This window comes from Lactobacillus sp. M0390, assembly GCF_016102085.1.
Classification (GTDB): domain Bacteria; phylum Bacillota; class Bacilli; order Lactobacillales; family Lactobacillaceae; genus Lactobacillus; species Lactobacillus apis.
In genome coordinates this window covers 59,712-74,126 of the sequence record NZ_JACFPH010000004.1, presented here as the reverse complement: position 1 = coordinate 74,126, position 14,415 = coordinate 59,712, and the positions used below count along the sequence as shown (strand labels likewise).

Annotated in this window: 17 protein-coding genes; 2 read left to right on the top strand and 15 right to left on the bottom strand. The window is 37.3% G+C overall.

What is annotated here, in order from left to right; genetic code table 11:
- Nucleotides 1-10: 10 nt before the first annotated feature.
- The 5 genes from H3R25_RS07805 to H3R25_RS07785 all read right to left on the bottom strand — a co-directional run bounded on the left by H3R25_RS07805 (nucleotide 11) and on the right by H3R25_RS07785 (nucleotide 4,532).
- Nucleotides 11-934: a DUF979 domain-containing protein gene (locus H3R25_RS07805; protein ID WP_109715703.1), complete on the bottom strand. Its 924-nt coding sequence runs from the start codon at nucleotides 932-934 to the stop codon at nucleotides 11-13.
- Nucleotides 935-1,603 carry a DUF969 domain-containing protein gene (locus tag H3R25_RS07800; protein WP_198194879.1) on the bottom strand — a complete coding sequence of 223 codons (669 nt, stop codon included), beginning with the start codon at nucleotides 1,601-1,603 and terminating at the stop codon, nucleotides 935-937. It abuts the gene before it with no gap.
- 175 nt (nucleotides 1,604-1,778) lie between these two features.
- Complete coding sequence (groL, locus tag H3R25_RS07795) at nucleotides 1,779-3,407, bottom strand: chaperonin GroEL (RefSeq protein WP_109715704.1); 1,629 nt, start codon at nucleotides 3,405-3,407, stop codon at nucleotides 1,779-1,781.
- 17 nt (nucleotides 3,408-3,424) lie between these two features.
- A complete protein-coding gene (gene groES / locus H3R25_RS07790; RefSeq protein ID WP_046307385.1) occupies nucleotides 3,425-3,709 on the bottom strand; it encodes a co-chaperone GroES in 285 nt (94 codons plus the stop codon).
- Between the two features lie 181 nt (nucleotides 3,710-3,890).
- Nucleotides 3,891-4,532: a redox-sensing transcriptional repressor Rex gene (locus tag H3R25_RS07785; RefSeq protein ID WP_109715705.1), complete on the bottom strand. Its 642-nt coding sequence runs from the start codon at nucleotides 4,530-4,532 to the stop codon at nucleotides 3,891-3,893.
- Nucleotides 4,533-4,831: 299 nt separating this feature from the next.
- Between H3R25_RS07785 and H3R25_RS07780 the strand changes: the two genes are divergently transcribed.
- Nucleotides 4,832-6,763, top strand: coding sequence for an ABC-F family ATP-binding cassette domain-containing protein (locus tag H3R25_RS07780; RefSeq protein ID WP_198194877.1), 1,932 nt, complete (start codon nucleotides 4,832-4,834; stop codon nucleotides 6,761-6,763).
- Nucleotides 6,764-6,800: 37 nt separating this feature from the next.
- On the opposite strand, the gene H3R25_RS07775 is transcribed toward H3R25_RS07780, so the two are convergent.
- Entirely contained in the window at nucleotides 6,801-7,670 is an 870-nt protein-coding gene (locus H3R25_RS07775) for a PhzF family phenazine biosynthesis protein (protein ID WP_198194875.1), read from the bottom strand.
- A gap of 209 nt (nucleotides 7,671-7,879) precedes the next feature.
- Between H3R25_RS07775 and H3R25_RS07770 the strand changes: the two genes are divergently transcribed.
- Nucleotides 7,880-8,290, top strand: coding sequence for a GNAT family N-acetyltransferase (locus tag H3R25_RS07770; protein ID WP_198194873.1), 411 nt, complete (start codon nucleotides 7,880-7,882; stop codon nucleotides 8,288-8,290).
- 38 nt (nucleotides 8,291-8,328) lie between these two features.
- On the opposite strand, the gene tsaD is transcribed toward H3R25_RS07770, so the two are convergent.
- From tsaD to H3R25_RS07725, 9 genes are read right to left on the bottom strand one after another with little or no spacing between them, the layout of a single operon-like run.
- Nucleotides 8,329-9,378 carry a tRNA (adenosine(37)-N6)-threonylcarbamoyltransferase complex transferase subunit TsaD gene (gene tsaD, locus H3R25_RS07765; protein WP_198194871.1) on the bottom strand — a complete coding sequence of 350 codons (1,050 nt, stop codon included), beginning with the start codon at nucleotides 9,376-9,378 and terminating at the stop codon, nucleotides 8,329-8,331.
- Nucleotides 9,371-9,943 carry a ribosomal protein S18-alanine N-acetyltransferase gene (rimI, locus tag H3R25_RS07760; RefSeq protein WP_198194869.1) on the bottom strand — a complete coding sequence of 191 codons (573 nt, stop codon included), beginning with the start codon at nucleotides 9,941-9,943 and terminating at the stop codon, nucleotides 9,371-9,373. Before rimI ends, tsaD begins: the two co-directional genes overlap by 8 nt.
- A complete protein-coding gene (tsaB, locus tag H3R25_RS07755) occupies nucleotides 9,927-10,667 on the bottom strand; it encodes a tRNA (adenosine(37)-N6)-threonylcarbamoyltransferase complex dimerization subunit type 1 TsaB (RefSeq protein WP_198194867.1) in 741 nt (246 codons plus the stop codon). The genes rimI and tsaB overlap by 17 nt, the downstream gene beginning before the upstream one ends.
- 26 nt (nucleotides 10,668-10,693) lie before the next feature.
- On the bottom strand, nucleotides 10,694-11,212 hold the full coding sequence (locus tag H3R25_RS07750; RefSeq protein WP_198194865.1) for a folate family ECF transporter S component: 519 nt from the start codon (nucleotides 11,210-11,212) through the stop codon (nucleotides 10,694-10,696).
- A 53-nt stretch (nucleotides 11,213-11,265) separates the two neighbouring features.
- Nucleotides 11,266-12,003, bottom strand: a complete 738-nt coding sequence (locus H3R25_RS07745; protein WP_046307402.1) for an acyl-[acyl-carrier-protein] thioesterase — start codon at nucleotides 12,001-12,003, stop codon at nucleotides 11,266-11,268.
- 9 nt (nucleotides 12,004-12,012) lie between these two features.
- A complete protein-coding gene (gene rsmI, locus H3R25_RS07740) occupies nucleotides 12,013-12,867 on the bottom strand; it encodes a 16S rRNA (cytidine(1402)-2'-O)-methyltransferase (RefSeq protein ID WP_198194863.1) in 855 nt (284 codons plus the stop codon).
- A gap of 13 nt (nucleotides 12,868-12,880) precedes the next feature.
- Entirely contained in the window at nucleotides 12,881-13,219 is a 339-nt protein-coding gene (gene yabA / locus H3R25_RS07735; RefSeq protein ID WP_046307404.1) for a DNA replication initiation control protein YabA, read from the bottom strand.
- Between the two features lie 8 nt (nucleotides 13,220-13,227).
- On the bottom strand, nucleotides 13,228-14,088 hold the full coding sequence (locus tag H3R25_RS07730; RefSeq protein WP_198194860.1) for a DNA polymerase III subunit delta': 861 nt from the start codon (nucleotides 14,086-14,088) through the stop codon (nucleotides 13,228-13,230).
- Complete coding sequence (locus H3R25_RS07725) at nucleotides 14,088-14,411, bottom strand: cyclic-di-AMP receptor (RefSeq protein ID WP_046307408.1); 324 nt, start codon at nucleotides 14,409-14,411, stop codon at nucleotides 14,088-14,090. Before H3R25_RS07725 ends, H3R25_RS07730 begins: the two co-directional genes overlap by 1 nt.
- Nucleotides 14,412-14,415 lie beyond the last annotated feature (4 nt).

Below are 14,415 nucleotides of genomic sequence, written 5' to 3'. Positions count from 1 at the left end.
TTTCTAACTACTAAAAAGCTAAGAAGTACATCAAGATAATGTGAACAAGCAACATAATTAACGCAATTGGGTACTGCTGTTTGATTACACCTAGTGGATCTTTCATTTCCATTAATGCAACCGGCAAAGTGTTAAAGTTTGCTGCCATTGGTGTTAGCAAAGTTCCACAATAGCCTGCAGTCATACCTAAAGCAGCCACAACAACAGGAGAACCACCTTGTGCAATCACGAATGGAATACCGATACCAGCTGTAATTACCGCAAAAGCTGCAAAAGCATTACCCATAATTGCAGTAAACAATGCCATTGCTACACAGTATAGAATAACACCTAATAGATGGTTACCAACCGGAAATAGTCCAGAAATTGCTTTTGAAGTTGCTTGACCAACACCAGAGGCAGTGAAAACAACTCCCAATGTTGCTAATAATTGTGGCAGAATTCCGGCAGATCCAACGGAACGCACCATTCTCTGAGTATCTTCATACGCAACTTTAATATTTGATTTAGTTAAAATCATTGCAACAATTAAAGAAATAACTGCTGCAATTCCAATACCAACTTGACCGCCAAGTTTAGTAAATTGTGCAATTACTAATGCAATAATTGCTAGCAAAATACTTGGTAAAAAGATCCAGTTGCCAATTCGACTAACCGTTTCGGAAGCAACTTTTTCACTTAACTCTTTAATATGACCAACACGCACTTGCTTAAATAGTGAAAGCAGAGCAATCACAAGTAGCAAACCACCACTGATTTCACTAGGTAACCATTGACCTAGAGCAAACAGTGCGGCAAAAATCAACCAGAATAAACCTGTGCCCCAACGAGCTGGATTTGTTTGGTCACGCCATGATTCAATCGCTGCAGCCAAAAAGAATAATCCAATAATAATGTAAAAAGCCAACAAGAAATTATTAATTATCGCTTCCATTTATTTTACCTTTGCTTTCTTTAGTTTTTGATCAAAGATGTGGTTATAACCTAAGCATAGAAGATAACAAATTATCGCAATTGGCAAAGTGTTTATAACAATAGAATTTGTTTCAACTGGATGACCCAGCGATTTCATTGTACTGGCAATTAACAATACACTTGAAGAACCAATAAATAGGTTCTGCGCATAAAAGTTACCAAAGTTTTCACTTGCGGCAGCACGACCTTTAATTTGGTCAACTTCTAATTCTGTCAATTCACCATTTACCTTTCCAGCAGCTTGCGCCATTGGATTAATTAGAGGAGCAATGAATTGAACTTGTCCTTGAAGGGAAATACCAAAGAGTGCAGCAATCTCACGAATTGCAGTATAGATATCAAAAATTCTACCTGGTGTTAAGTTCTTAATCTTATTAATTAAGTTAACTGCTGCCTTTTTAAGACCGTGTCTCTCAATTATTCCGATTGTTGGCAAAGTTAAGAAAAAGATTGAAACCATTCGATTATCAATAAATCCTTTTCCTAAAATTCGTAAAAACGAAACAAAATCAATTCCTGATACTAAGGCTGATACCAAAGCAGAAATTACAACAACGGCGATTGTGTCTAGTCCTAGGGCAAAACCTACAACGATCACTAGAACGCCAAGTAAGCATAAATATTCCATTAGCTTTCCTTTCTTGTGAAAAAAATATAATACAAGCAAACATATTAATATTATTATCATTTTTTGTCAAATTTCTCATAAACGATTTTTGAGAAAGTCAAGATGAAAAGCAAAAACTTAGCAATAAAAAAGAGTCGTTCAATTGAACGACTCTTTTGAATCAGCAAAATAATTATTACATCATACCAGGAGCGCCAGCACCAGCAGCGTTAGGATCAGCTGCAGGCTTATCTTCTGGAATTTCTGCAACAACTGCTTCAGTAGTTAATAATAAAGCAGCAATTGAGGCAGCGTTTTGTAATGCAGTACGAGTAACCTTAGTTGGATCGATAATACCAGATTCAACCATATTTTCCCACTTGTCAGTAGCTGCGTTGTAACCTACTTCAGGATCTTGACTTTCAAGTTTGTTCAAGATAACTGATCCGTCTTCACCAGCGTTTTCAGCAATTTGGCGAACTGGAGCGCTTAAAGCACGTAAAACAATGTTGATACCTGTTTGTTCATCTGCGTTGTCACCTTTAAGACCCTTAACAGCATCTTCAACATCAACTAAAGCAGTACCACCACCTGCTACGTAACCTTCGTCAACAGCAGCACGAGTTGAGTTCAATGCGTCTTCAATGCGGTATCTACGTTCTTTCAATTCAGTTTCAGTTGCAGCACCGACATGAATCACAGCTACACCACCAGTTAACTTAGCAAGACGTTCTTGTAACTTCTTCTTGTCAAAGTCTGAAGTAGTATCAGCAATTTGCTTTCTGATTGAATCTTCACGTTCTTTGATAGCATCTTCTGAACCAGCACCATCAACAATAGTAGTTGAGTCCTTAGTTACAGTGATACGACGTGCTTGACCTAATTGAGCAATTGTAGTGTCTTTTAATTCAAGACCAAGGTCTTCAGTAATTACTGTACCACCAGTAAGAGCAGCAATATCTTGTAATTGTTCCTTACGACGGTCACCAAAACCAGGAGCCTTAACGGCTACAACATTGAAAGTACCACGAATCTTGTTCAATACTAAAGTTGGAAGAGCTTCACCAGAAACGTCATCAGCAATAATCAATAATGATTTACCTTGTTGAACGATTTCTTGCAACAAAGGTAGGATATCTTGAATGTTAGAAATCTTCTTGTCAGTAATCAAAACGTAAGGATTGTCTAAGTCAGCTTCCATCTTATCGTTGTCAGTTACCATATATTGTGATAAGTAACCACGGTCAAATTGCATACCTTCAACAACAGATAATTCAGTTTCGATACCACGTGAGTCTTCAATGGTAATAACGCCGTCATTACCAACTTTTTCCATTGCGTCAGCAATTAAGTCACCAACTTCTTTTGAAGCTGAAGAAACTGAAGCAACTTGAGCGATTTGATCTTTTGAAGAAACTGTGTGGCTGATCTTGTGTAATTCATCAACAACTGCGTTAGTTGCTTTTTCAATACCACGACGAACACCTACAGGGTTAGCACCGGCAGTAACGTTCTTCATTCCTTCACGGATGATTGCTTGAGTTAAAACAACTGCAGTAGTAGTACCATCACCGGCAATGTCGTTAGTCTTTTGTGCTGCTTCAGCTACTAACTTAGCACCCATGTTTTCGTAGTGGTCTTTTAATTCAATTGACTTAGCAATTGTTACACCATCGTTAGTAATCTCTGGGTTGCCGTATGATTGTTCCAAAACAACATTTCTACCCTTAGGACCGATAGTTGCTTTAACAGTATCAGCTAATTTATCAACACCCTTTAATAGGGAACGTCTTGCTTTTTCTGAAAATTTAATGTCTTTTGCCATAATATCCGCTCCTTAGATTACTTAACAATTGCTAAAATATCTTTTTCATGAAGGACTAAGAATTTTTCGCCTTCGTATTCAACATTAGTGCCAGAATACTTGTCGTAAAGAACAACGTCGCCCTTATTGACAGACATTGGAATCTTGTCGCCGTTGTCAGCATAACTGCCTTCACCAACTGCAACAACTTCACCTTCTGTTGGCTTTTCTTTTGCATTTGAAGCAAGGACGATTCCGCCTACAGTTTTTTCTTCTTCTTCTTTAACTTTTACGATCACGCGATCACCAATTGGTTGTAACACGTTTGTCCCTCCTATTGTTTATTTTCATTTTTAATTACTTGTCGATTAGCACTCCTATTACTCAAGTGCTAACTTACAAATATGATAATAACCCCTTTTCCAAAAAAAAGCAAGAAAAAATTAGCACTTTTTTCACCAAAGTGCTAATTCATTTAAAACGTTGATATTATTAGGTTTATTACTAGCTATTCTTACCCTTATCCGAGTCAAGGAAGTAAATCAATGTCTGTAATTCAGTTGCTAAGTCCACATTCTGAATTCTTACACCAGTTGGAGCAGATAAGCGAATAGGGGTAAAGTTCATGATGCCCTTAATGCCTGCTTCCACCATATCATCGGCAGTTCTTTGGGCAGAATCAGATGGGACAGTCAAAATGGCAATAGTAATTTGTTGATCACTTAATTGCTTCTTCAACTCGCTCATTTCGTAAACTGGCACACCGCTTAAAATTTTACCAGTAATCTTAGGGTCAATATCAAAGGCACAGGAAATACGGATATTGTTACTCCGCTTAAAATTATAGTTAAGAAGCGCATGTCCCAAATTACCAACACCGACTAAGGCAACATTAGTTAGAGTATCTTGATTAAGAATCTTTTTGAAAAATGTAAGCAGACTCTTTACATCATATCCATAGCCACGCTTACCCAAAGCACCAAAATATGAAAAGTCACGTCTAATTGAAGCACTATCTACTTGAACAGCTTCAGATAATTCAGTCGATGAGACTTTTTCTTTACCTGCTTCATTTAAAATAATTAAATAGCGATAATATAGCGGTAATCTTTTCGCAGTCGCAGTCGGTATTTTGATTTTTTCCATTTTAAAAGCCTCCAACTTATTTTGCCTAAGAGTTATTTGTGAATTAGCTCATCAATTAGTATTATTTTACCTATAAATTGATAGCATTTGCAAATGTTTTTTTCACAATCTTGAATTAATAAAAAAGGGGCTAATTTCAGTTTTTCCAAAAAAATTTTGACTTAGTGAAAACTTATTTGTACATCCCCTAACAAATTGATAATTACCAAATCTTCACTAACTTTGTTTTTTCCTCCCTTCAATAATCCGTCCACTATCGCACTGCAGTGTATGCTAAAATAGTTTTTAGGTGAAAAATTATGATAATTGCACAAGGACACAACTTAGAGAAACAATTTGGCGCTACTACACTATTTAAGAACGTCAATTTTTCAATTGATTCAAATGCACGAATTGGTCTAGTGGGACCAAATGGGGTTGGTAAGACTACCCTATTAAAAATTATGACTGGTGAAGAAGAAGCTACTCACGGCGAATTCACGATTAATAAAGACATCGACGTTGGTTATATTGCACAGGAAAATGGTTTAAACGAAGAGAACAACATTTGGGATGAAATGTTAACTGTTTTTGCTACGCTAATTCAAATGAGCCAGAATATTCAAACTCTGCAGGAAAAAATTGCCGCTCATCCTGAGGATAAGCAGCTGCTAAAACAGTATGACCAACTTCAATTTAACTTTGAGCAACAAGGTGGTTACACTTATCAATCTGATATTAAGAGTATTCTAAATGGTTTTAATTTTCCTGAATCAACATGGACAAAAACAATTGGTAGTCTTTCTGGTGGTGAAAAAACTAGATTGGCTTTCGTTAAACTGTTGTTACGTAAGCCACCACTGCTTTTACTCGATGAGCCTACCAACTATCTTGATTTAGATACTTTGGACTGGTTAGAAACCTATTTAAAGAGCTATTCTGGTGCTATCTTGGTTGTTTCCCACGACCAGTACTTTTTAGATCATTTGGCTAACCAAATTTTTGAATTGCAGTTTGGTAAACTAACTGTTTTTAAGGGAAACTATTCTAACTATGTTGCTGAGCGTGAGTTACGCAACATGCAGCAAGAAGAGGCTTACGAGCGGCAACAAGAAAAAATTAAAAAGGATGAGGAATTCATTCAAAAGAATATTGCCAGAGCTAAAACCACTAAGCGTGCCCAAAGTCGACGTAAGCAACTAGAAAAAATGGAACGGATCACTCCACCTAAACATAAAAACAAGGTTCAAATTAACTTTAGAAGTGAACGCCCTTCCGGAAAAGAAGTATTAATTTTACGTGACTTAACCATTGGTTATCCAACCAAAACCATGGTCGAAGATATTTCCTTGCAAGTTAACAAGGGCGATCGTGTTGCAGTAATTGGCCCTAACGGAATTGGTAAATCTACCCTACTTAAAACTGTCATGAAGGAATTAAAGCCAAAGGGTGGTTCGATCAAGTATGGTGCCTCTCTTGACATCGGTTATTATGATCAAGAATTACAACTGCTTGATCCGACCAAAACAGTGCTTGATACAATTTGGGATCGCCATAAAACGATGCCCGAGCGGGATGTACGTTCAATTCTAGCAAGTTTTCTTTTTACGGCTAAAGACATTGATAAGACAGTCGGGCAACTATCAGGTGGACAGAAAGCCAGGCTGACTCTGACAGTCTTATCCCTTGAGCATAACAACTTTTTGCTAATGGATGAGCCTACTAACCACTTAGACTTAGAAGCTAAAGAAGTACTTGAACAAGCCTTACAAAAGTTTGATGGCACTTTACTGTTCGTTTCACACGACCGTTACTTTATTAATCAATTATCCAACAAAATTGTTGAAGTTAAAGACCAGCATGCCAAAGTTTATGAGGGTGATTACACATATTACCTTAACGAAAAAGCTAAAACGACAGATACTGCGGTTGAAGCTCCTGTTAAGCAAAATGAAACAGAAATGGAAAATCCTTCTGATGAATCAGCCAACAAGCTTTCTTATCAAGAACAAAAGCAGCGCGATTCACAAAAACGGAAGTTGCAACGTGAAGTAGAAGCTGCTGAAGCAAAAATCGACCAACTTGAAAAACAGCAAGAAGAAATTCAAACTGAAATGGCTGATCCTGAAATTGCTACTAATTTTGATAAGCTTGGACCACTTCAAGAAAAATTAACAGACATTCAAACCGAATTAGACAAGGCAAATGATGACTGGGAAATAGCTCTCACTGCATTAGATGATTTTGAATAAACTAAAAGACATTGCATAAATCTGCAATGTCTTTTTATTACCGTTCTGGCAGCGCAATTTGACCTTTAATACACTCAACAGCTTGTCCGCCAATTAGAATTTGACCTTGATTATCTAAGTCAACTTCAATTATCCCGGAGCGTCCACATTTTTGGCCTTGGCTAGCAAGATAGTGAGATTTTGCTAATAGGTGCTCTTCTTTAACCAAAACTGCCACCGCACCATTCCCACTCCCACAAACAGGATCTTCATGGACACCCTGTGCGGGGGCAAATGACCGAACTTCAACTTCCGTTTCTCCATCAGTCAAGGCAAAAACAGTTACACCTGAAGTGCCTTTTGGCAATAATGATGCTAATTGGTTGTCTTCTGGGTTTAGACTAAGAACAGTTTCAACCGTATCAAGATATAAAGTGTACCAAACGGCTCCAACATCAACTACCTTAGCTAACTTAATTGAATCAATATTTGGGAGTCCTAGAGCCTGAGCAATTGCTTCTAATAAATCTGATGGAATTGGTTTTACTTCAGGTTCAGGTAAGGCAAAGAATAGTTTGTCTTGCTTCATGTAAACCGTCACCAATCCCTTAGCACATTCTTGCACCAAGAATTCAGGATGCTTAGGCTTTAGTCCATTATTCAATGCCACTTTTGCTGAGCCAATCGTTGGGTGACCTGCAAAGGATAGTTCTTCTTTAGGGGTAAAAATACGTAAACGATAATCAGCAGCAGGATTCGTTGGCGAACATAAAAATGTGGTTTCCGAAAGGTTGGTCCAATTCGCTATTTTTTGCATTTCATCATCGCTAAACTTGTCACCATCAATAATTACCGCGACCGGATTACCCTGATAAGGTATTTGAGTAAAAACATCTGCCTGGCTAAAAGCCACATAATTGTGTTGCATAAATATATCCTCCACTAGTTTTATAAATAACTAGTTTAACATTTCAACTTTAAATGCTGAATAGCTAATTAAGTTCTCAAGCATCTTGTCTTTTAGACCCACTTTTCATAAAATGAAGGTTACCTAATACCATTAATTAAAAAGCGAGGTTATGAAATGGAGAAATTACGTATTGCTCTTTAATTTGTAAATAAATTAAGGAGGACAAAATGAATTTTTTAACCGATAAGAATATTAATCTAAAACAGCTAATTAACTTGTATCAAAGTGTAGGCTGGACTTCATATACAGAAAAACCTGAACTACTTCAGCAAGCTGTCCATAATTCGCTTTATGTGCTTGGCGCATTCGATCATGATCAACTAATCGGCTTAATTCGTGTCGTTGGTGATGGCTTGACTATTATTTATATTCAAGACTTACTGGTTTTACCTGCGTATCAAAACAAGGGAATTGGCTCAACATTGATTAATAAAGTACGTAAAGAATTTCGTCACGTGCGCCAACAAGTGCTTTTGACAATGGAAGAACCTGAGACACGTGCCTTTTATGAAAAAAATGGCTTTTCATCTTGTGATCAAGGTGAATTAGTTGCTTTTTATCACGAATATTTACCATAACAAAAAGACTCAACCTTAAAAGTTGAGTCTTTTTGTTTTTACTTTAACATTTCTGCTGCGTAAGGTAATTCGAGCGAAGGATCTGCATTTAAAGTTAAATCTGAAAATTCACCTTCGTTATACAGATTATAGGCAGCAGCACCTATCATTGCTGCATTGTCACCACATAATTTTAGACTTGGCAAAATAACTTTAGGAGTTAAATTCTCTGGTAGATTAGCAATTTCAGCTTCCATTCGATCACGTAAACCTAAATTAGCAGCAACACCCCCACCCATAATGAAGGTTTTCGGTTGATACTGCTTGATTGCCCTGATTGTTTTATGAGCTAAAACATCAATCACCGCAGCTTGAAAACTAGCCGCCAAATCATATTTATTTAATTCTTGATGAATCTGATCCGCATGGTGACAGGTGTTAATAAACGCACTCTTTAGTCCAGAAAAAGAAAAATCATAATCATCATCTTCCATCATTGCACGTGGAAAATTGAATGTATCTTTACCCTGATGTGCCCATTCATCAATAGTTTTACCAGCCGGATAATTAACACCAAGAACGCGTCCAATCTTGTCGTATGCTTCCCCTGCAGCGTCATCTCTTGTGTCACCAACAATTTCAAAATGAGTTGGGTCTTTCAAAAGAACAATTTCAGTGTGACCGCCAGAGACTTGAAGTGCCAATGCAGGATAAACAATTTCATCTGTTAATTGTGCTGCCATAATATGACCCATGATATGGTCGACACCAATCAAAGGTAACCCTGTTGCCATTGAAGCAGCTTTAGCAGCACTAACACCAATTAGCAATGCACCAACCAGTCCAGGACCATAAGTTACAGCAATGGCATCAATATCATTCCAAGTAGCATTAGCTTCAGCCAAAGCTTCTTTAGTAATTTGACTAATTACTTCAATATGGTGGCGACTTGCCACTTCCGGCACAACACCACCAAAACGCTGGTGGCTCTTAATTTGTGTAGCAACAATTAAACTTTCAATTTCGCGACCATTTTTGACAACTGAAGTTGAAGTCTCATCACATGAGCTTTCATATGCCAAAATACGGATATCTTTTTTACTATCCAAAGTCAATCCCTTTCTTTTGTGTTTTTAAATCCAGCACCATATTCAATCCATCTTTATGCACGTCTTGATAATAATTTGGGCGAACTAACTTAACTGTAAAGCCCAAAGCCTGATAGAGCTTTTTGGCGTTTTCATTGTCAATTCGCACTTCTAAACTAATAAAACTGCAGTTAGTTTTTTGCGCGTAGTCAATCATCAGTTTCATCAAGTAAGTACCTAACCCTTGGTGTTGCCACTCCGGATCAACCATTATGTTAGTAACATGGGCTTCAGTATTCATCTTACGCATCCCAATCATTGCCACTAATCTCGAACCATGATAAACCACTAAATACAGTGAATCCTTTTTAATTAGTTCAACTTGAAAAATTGCAGCTGACCATGGTGTCGCACCATTATAGACTTTTTCTTCAAGTAATAGTAGATTAGTGATTTCATCAGTTTTTGCCTTCATTACTTGAAGCGTTTCTTGCTGCAATTTAAAGGCAAATGGCCTGAAGTGAAAATCACTTGAATCATTTGCTGAATGCGGAAACGTAACTAGCTGTTTAAACTTCTTCCACATAATTACTATCTGGACCAAACGGATTACCCGTCTTTTTATGCCAATCTACTTCAGCTTGTGTCCGTCTCAAATAGTTTGGTAACAATAAATCAGGATCAACTGGTTCCTGACTGAGTGCAAGCTTGCCAATTAAACCTGCATGAATTGCATTTTGCTCATCAGAGCCAAATGAATATGGCAGTTCAAGCGTATCAAGTTGCTCAATCTGCTTATCAAAACCAGATCCAATAAAGAGAAGCTTTTTCGGCTTATGATCATTTAAATACTCGTTGATTGCAGTAAGTAAAACATCGATGTGGTAATGTCCATCGGGAATGACATTAACTGGCTGCCCATTTTCATTAAGGTATGCTCCTGCAAAGAAGTTGTCATTTCTTGCATCAATTCCAGCCACCACTAAAGTATCTTCTTCAGAGCAACTGGCTGCTAAAGCTTGTAAAGTAGAAACGCCAACTACTTCTTTATTTAAAATGCTGGCAAACATTTTCACTGTTGTGACACCGATACGTAGACCTGTGTATGAACCTGGACCAATTGCGACTGCAAAACGGTCAATATCCTTTAACTTAAGCTTATTTTTGTTCAGAATTTCATCAATAATTGGATCGAGATGTTCACTGTGGTTCCGCTCATCCAATTCATTCTTTTCTACTATTAAGCGTTCATCTTCATTTAAAGCCACACTCAACTCATTAGTTGCCGTTGATATGCTTAAAATTTTCATTTCAGATTACTTCTACCTTTTTAAAACTATCTTCTAATTTTTACCCGCGAAATTGCTTGTAAAACAAAGTAAGTAACAATCATTTCAATCCAAGGCACAATCGTCTCTTTAGGGATGCGTTGAATTAAAGCTGCCTTCAGATCCATTCCATACATTAGATGAACCCATAGGGTATTTAATCCAATATTGACTACAACTGTGACCAAAATCGTTGCAAGAATAATGCGCCAAATTTTAACTGGTTTTTTGTAAAAAAGCAAACCATAAATAAGTGGCCCAATCATTGCACTTAATGTGAAGCCAATAAAAAAGCCCCCTTGGTTGCCAAATAGCGCTGAGGACACGAAGTCACTAATTCCACCGCCAATCGCACCCCAAACTGGGCCAAATAAATAGCCAAGCATGACGCTTCCAATAAAACCTAGACTAACATGAACAACTGTTGTTCCAAGACTAAAGCGACTAAGAACAACTTTGATGGCAACAACAAAGCCTAAAAGGACTAGATCGCGCAATTCAACCTTAAACATTTCCTTTGTAGTCATTTTGCAGCACTTCTTTCGTAATAAACTTGGTTTAATAACCTCGTCTAATTATATTATAATTTACGCCAAGTTAGTTCACAAACGGCTTTATCATTCCGTTCTTCATCAGCAATTGTGTGGTATGACTTGATTTCATCTTCGTTTTCAACCAACTTTACACAAGCAAATGGCGTCTGCGAATAGCGTACTTCAAGGTTAAACTTGATGTCAATCCCACTAATAACATGAGTCTTAAGAAAATCACGATCCAAAGTATCAATAAACCAGTTAAAGTAGTGGCCGTTAGTCATATGATGATTAGTATCTAAATCGTCATAGCGAACGCGATACTGACGCTTATCTTGATATTCATCTTGTGGCTTCAAACGTGGAAAGCGTGGCAACTTTTTCAATAAAGGAATGCCTAAATCATCCATCATTTCTTTATCTGTTGAAACCAATTTACGTTTACTTAAATCAAATAGAACCCATTCGCTTTTACCAGTAATCAGAGTATTGCCCTTTTCATCAGTAAATTGGTAATCACGATACTCCAGGAACCGGTTATAACCAATTGGTTCAGTCGTTAGAGTAATTACTTCACCAGGCTCAGGCCATCTATTAACATCTAAATGGTACTGTGTTACTACCCAGCCCAGGCCGCGACGTGTCAACTCTTCGGTGCTACCAGAGCTATCGGCTAGTTGATTCTCGGAAACACTCATCATCAAGTTAATCATTGCTGGTAACCTTAAATGCCGGTTTTCATCACATTCATAATAATTTACTGTATGTTGTTCACTATATTTCATATTACTTGCCTACTTTTGATGATATCGATCATATAACTCATTCTTCGAGACATTATTTGCCTGAGCAACTTCTTTGATTGCAACTTTCTTACTATCACCAAGCTGGACACGCTGATCAACTAATGCAATTAATTCATCCCAGGAGAGTTGCTCTTGCTCTTTGACATTTGGTGATACCAATATTACAAATTCGCCTCGCGGAACATTCTCCTCAAAATAATCATTTAATTCAGTAATCGTACCGCGAACAAATTCTTCATGAATTTTGGTTAATTCTCTGGCAGCAACAATTTGTCGGTCAGAATCAAAAACTGTTGCCATGTTTTTAAGCGTTTTAACTAAGCGATGAGGTGCTTCATAAAAAATTGACGTTGCTCTTGCCTCATTCATTTGTTCAAAAAACGGCTTCTGCTCGCCAGCTTTTCGTGGTAAAAAGCCGTAGTAAGTGAAAGGTTGCGCATCAAAACCTGAAGCAATCAGGGCTGTCGTAAAGGCAGAAGCTCCTGGAAGTGGTACAACTGGAATATCGTTTTTGATACATTCCTGCACTAATTCATAACCAGGATCAGAAATAACTGGCATACCAGCATCACTGATTTCAGCAATTACAGCTCCTTCTTGCATTAGTTTAATTAGTTCCGGAGCACGTTGTTTAGAATTATATTTATGAAAAGACAGCATGTGATTATGAACGCCAATCTTTTCCAATAAAATCCCACTTGTTCGTGTGTCTTCGGCTGCAATATAATCCGCGCTCTGTAAAACTTTTTTGGCCCGAATGGTTATATCTTCTAAATTACCAATCGGAGTTGGTACTAAATAAAGTTTACCCTTGTCTGTCGCATAGCTACTTTGCCGCTGCATCTATCTCAAGTCCTTAATGTTTTTTCTTCTTTTCACCAAAATTGTCTAAAATATCTAAGCAAAACATGCAATCCGAACTAGGGTCACGATGAGAACCATAGTACATATTGCAGATGTGATAACCTGAATTGTATATTTTGCGTAAAGATTCAAGACCACTTTGCGTCTTAATCGTGTTGTTATGGGCATTGCTCATCTTATCCATTTTTTCACGCAACAACTGATTTTCGACTTTAAGTTCTGTATTTTCTCTAAGTGTATCCAAGATACTATTTTCCAAGCTTTCAATGGTTTTAGTCATACTAACCATCGATTCATGGAGCTGCTCTAATTTTGAATAAGAATCAACCATAAAAACACCTACCTTTTCCACTGCAAAGCAAGATAATCAAGAAGATTACGAAAACTAACATTGCTATATTGCATTTTGTCAATTTCCACTAAGTACTTCAGCATTCTTGCACCAGCTTTTTGATTACCACTATTTAAATCTTTTTGCGCCATTTGTTTTAGCATAACCAGCAAGTAATTCTGCTCGGCCTTGCCTTTAGCCAATTCAGCCAATTTATGCGCACTTACCAATGCCAATGAATTGTGCTCTAGCATTTCTTGATAAAAATACTTGATTGCCTGATCAAGACTACTAGTATTACCCAATTCATCAATCTCATCTTGACTAAAACCATTTTCCAACAAAAGTGTCGTTTTATTATCAGGTTTCTTGCCATCAGTAAAATTAACAATCTGGGTACGCGATCGAATTGTTGGTAAAATTTGATCCGTATTATTAGTAATCAAAATTGTAACCACTGGAGCGACTGGTTCCTCTAACAAGTTAAGAAGAGCATTAGCTGCAGCTAGAGTCAGCTTTTGTGCCTCATCAATGATGAAAAAGCGCGTGCTACTTTGAACTGGGCTCTTTGCTAATTCTTCTTTTAGTATTCGAACCTGATCGATTCCTAAACTCTGCTTATTTTCAGGTGTAACTAACAACACATCTGGATTATTTTCAGAGATAATTTGGCGACAATTTTGACAAGTACCGTCCGGTTTTTGCTCACCTGTACAATTGAATAAACATGCTAGCCAATATGCCGTATTTAAGGCTTGCTTTTCATTTGCATCGACAAATAAATAGCTATGAGCCAACTTATTTTCTTCATAAGCATGTTGTAAAAACTGGGCTTGTTTTTTGCCCCTTTTTGCTAGTTCGATTTTCATTAAAATTGCTTAAATTCTTCTACAGGTAGTACAAAGCATGTTGCACCGCCAACTGTAATTTTTACTGGTTGACTGCTAACATCAAATCCAGTCATTGATAAATTAGGATTCATGTACTCTTCACGTCCTTGTGATTCGCCTTGAATTAAGCGCATCACTTTCTTGACGTGTTTTTCATCAATTCCGATTAAGAAAGTTGTATTACCTTCACTTAAAAAACCACCAGTTGTCGCCAACTTAGTTGCACGAATGTTTTCTTTAGCAAAAGCATGTTGTAGCCGGCTAGCATCTTCTCTTTGAACAATTGCAATTATTAATTTCATTCAA

Bases quoted from the DNA above. Each gene is read 5' to 3' on its own strand.
- H3R25_RS07805 (WP_109715703.1), bottom strand. From the start codon at position 934: ATGGAAGCGATAATTAATAATTTCTTGTTGGCTTTTTACATTATTATT.
- H3R25_RS07800 (WP_198194879.1), bottom strand. From the start codon at position 1,603: ATGGAATATTTATGCTTACTTGGCGTTCTAGTGATCGTTGTAGGTTTT.
- groL (WP_109715704.1), bottom strand. From the start codon at position 3,407: ATGGCAAAAGACATTAAATTTTCAGAAAAAGCAAGACGTTCCCTATTA.
- H3R25_RS07785 (WP_109715705.1), bottom strand. From the start codon at position 4,532: ATGGAAAAAATCAAAATACCGACTGCGACTGCGAAAAGATTACCGCTA.
- H3R25_RS07780 (WP_198194877.1), top strand. From the start codon at position 4,832: ATGATAATTGCACAAGGACACAACTTAGAGAAACAATTTGGCGCTACT.
- H3R25_RS07775 (WP_198194875.1), bottom strand. From the start codon at position 7,670: ATGCAACACAATTATGTGGCTTTTAGCCAGGCAGATGTTTTTACTCAA.
- H3R25_RS07770 (WP_198194873.1), top strand. From the start codon at position 7,880: ATGAATTTTTTAACCGATAAGAATATTAATCTAAAACAGCTAATTAAC.
- rimI (WP_198194869.1), bottom strand. From the start codon at position 9,943: ATGTGGAAGAAGTTTAAACAGCTAGTTACGTTTCCGCATTCAGCAAAT.
- tsaB (WP_198194867.1), bottom strand. From the start codon at position 10,667: ATGAAAATTTTAAGCATATCAACGGCAACTAATGAGTTGAGTGTGGCT.
- H3R25_RS07750 (WP_198194865.1), bottom strand. From the start codon at position 11,212: ATGACTACAAAGGAAATGTTTAAGGTTGAATTGCGCGATCTAGTCCTT.
- H3R25_RS07745 (WP_046307402.1), bottom strand. From the start codon at position 12,003: ATGAAATATAGTGAACAACATACAGTAAATTATTATGAATGTGATGAA.
- rsmI (WP_198194863.1), bottom strand. From the start codon at position 12,867: ATGCAGCGGCAAAGTAGCTATGCGACAGACAAGGGTAAACTTTATTTA.
- yabA (WP_046307404.1), bottom strand. From the start codon at position 13,219: ATGGTTGATTCTTATTCAAAATTAGAGCAGCTCCATGAATCGATGGTT.
- H3R25_RS07730 (WP_198194860.1), bottom strand. From the start codon at position 14,088: ATGAAAATCGAACTAGCAAAAAGGGGCAAAAAACAAGCCCAGTTTTTA.
- H3R25_RS07725 (WP_046307408.1), bottom strand. From the start codon at position 14,411: ATGAAATTAATAATTGCAATTGTTCAAAGAGAAGATGCTAGCCGGCTA.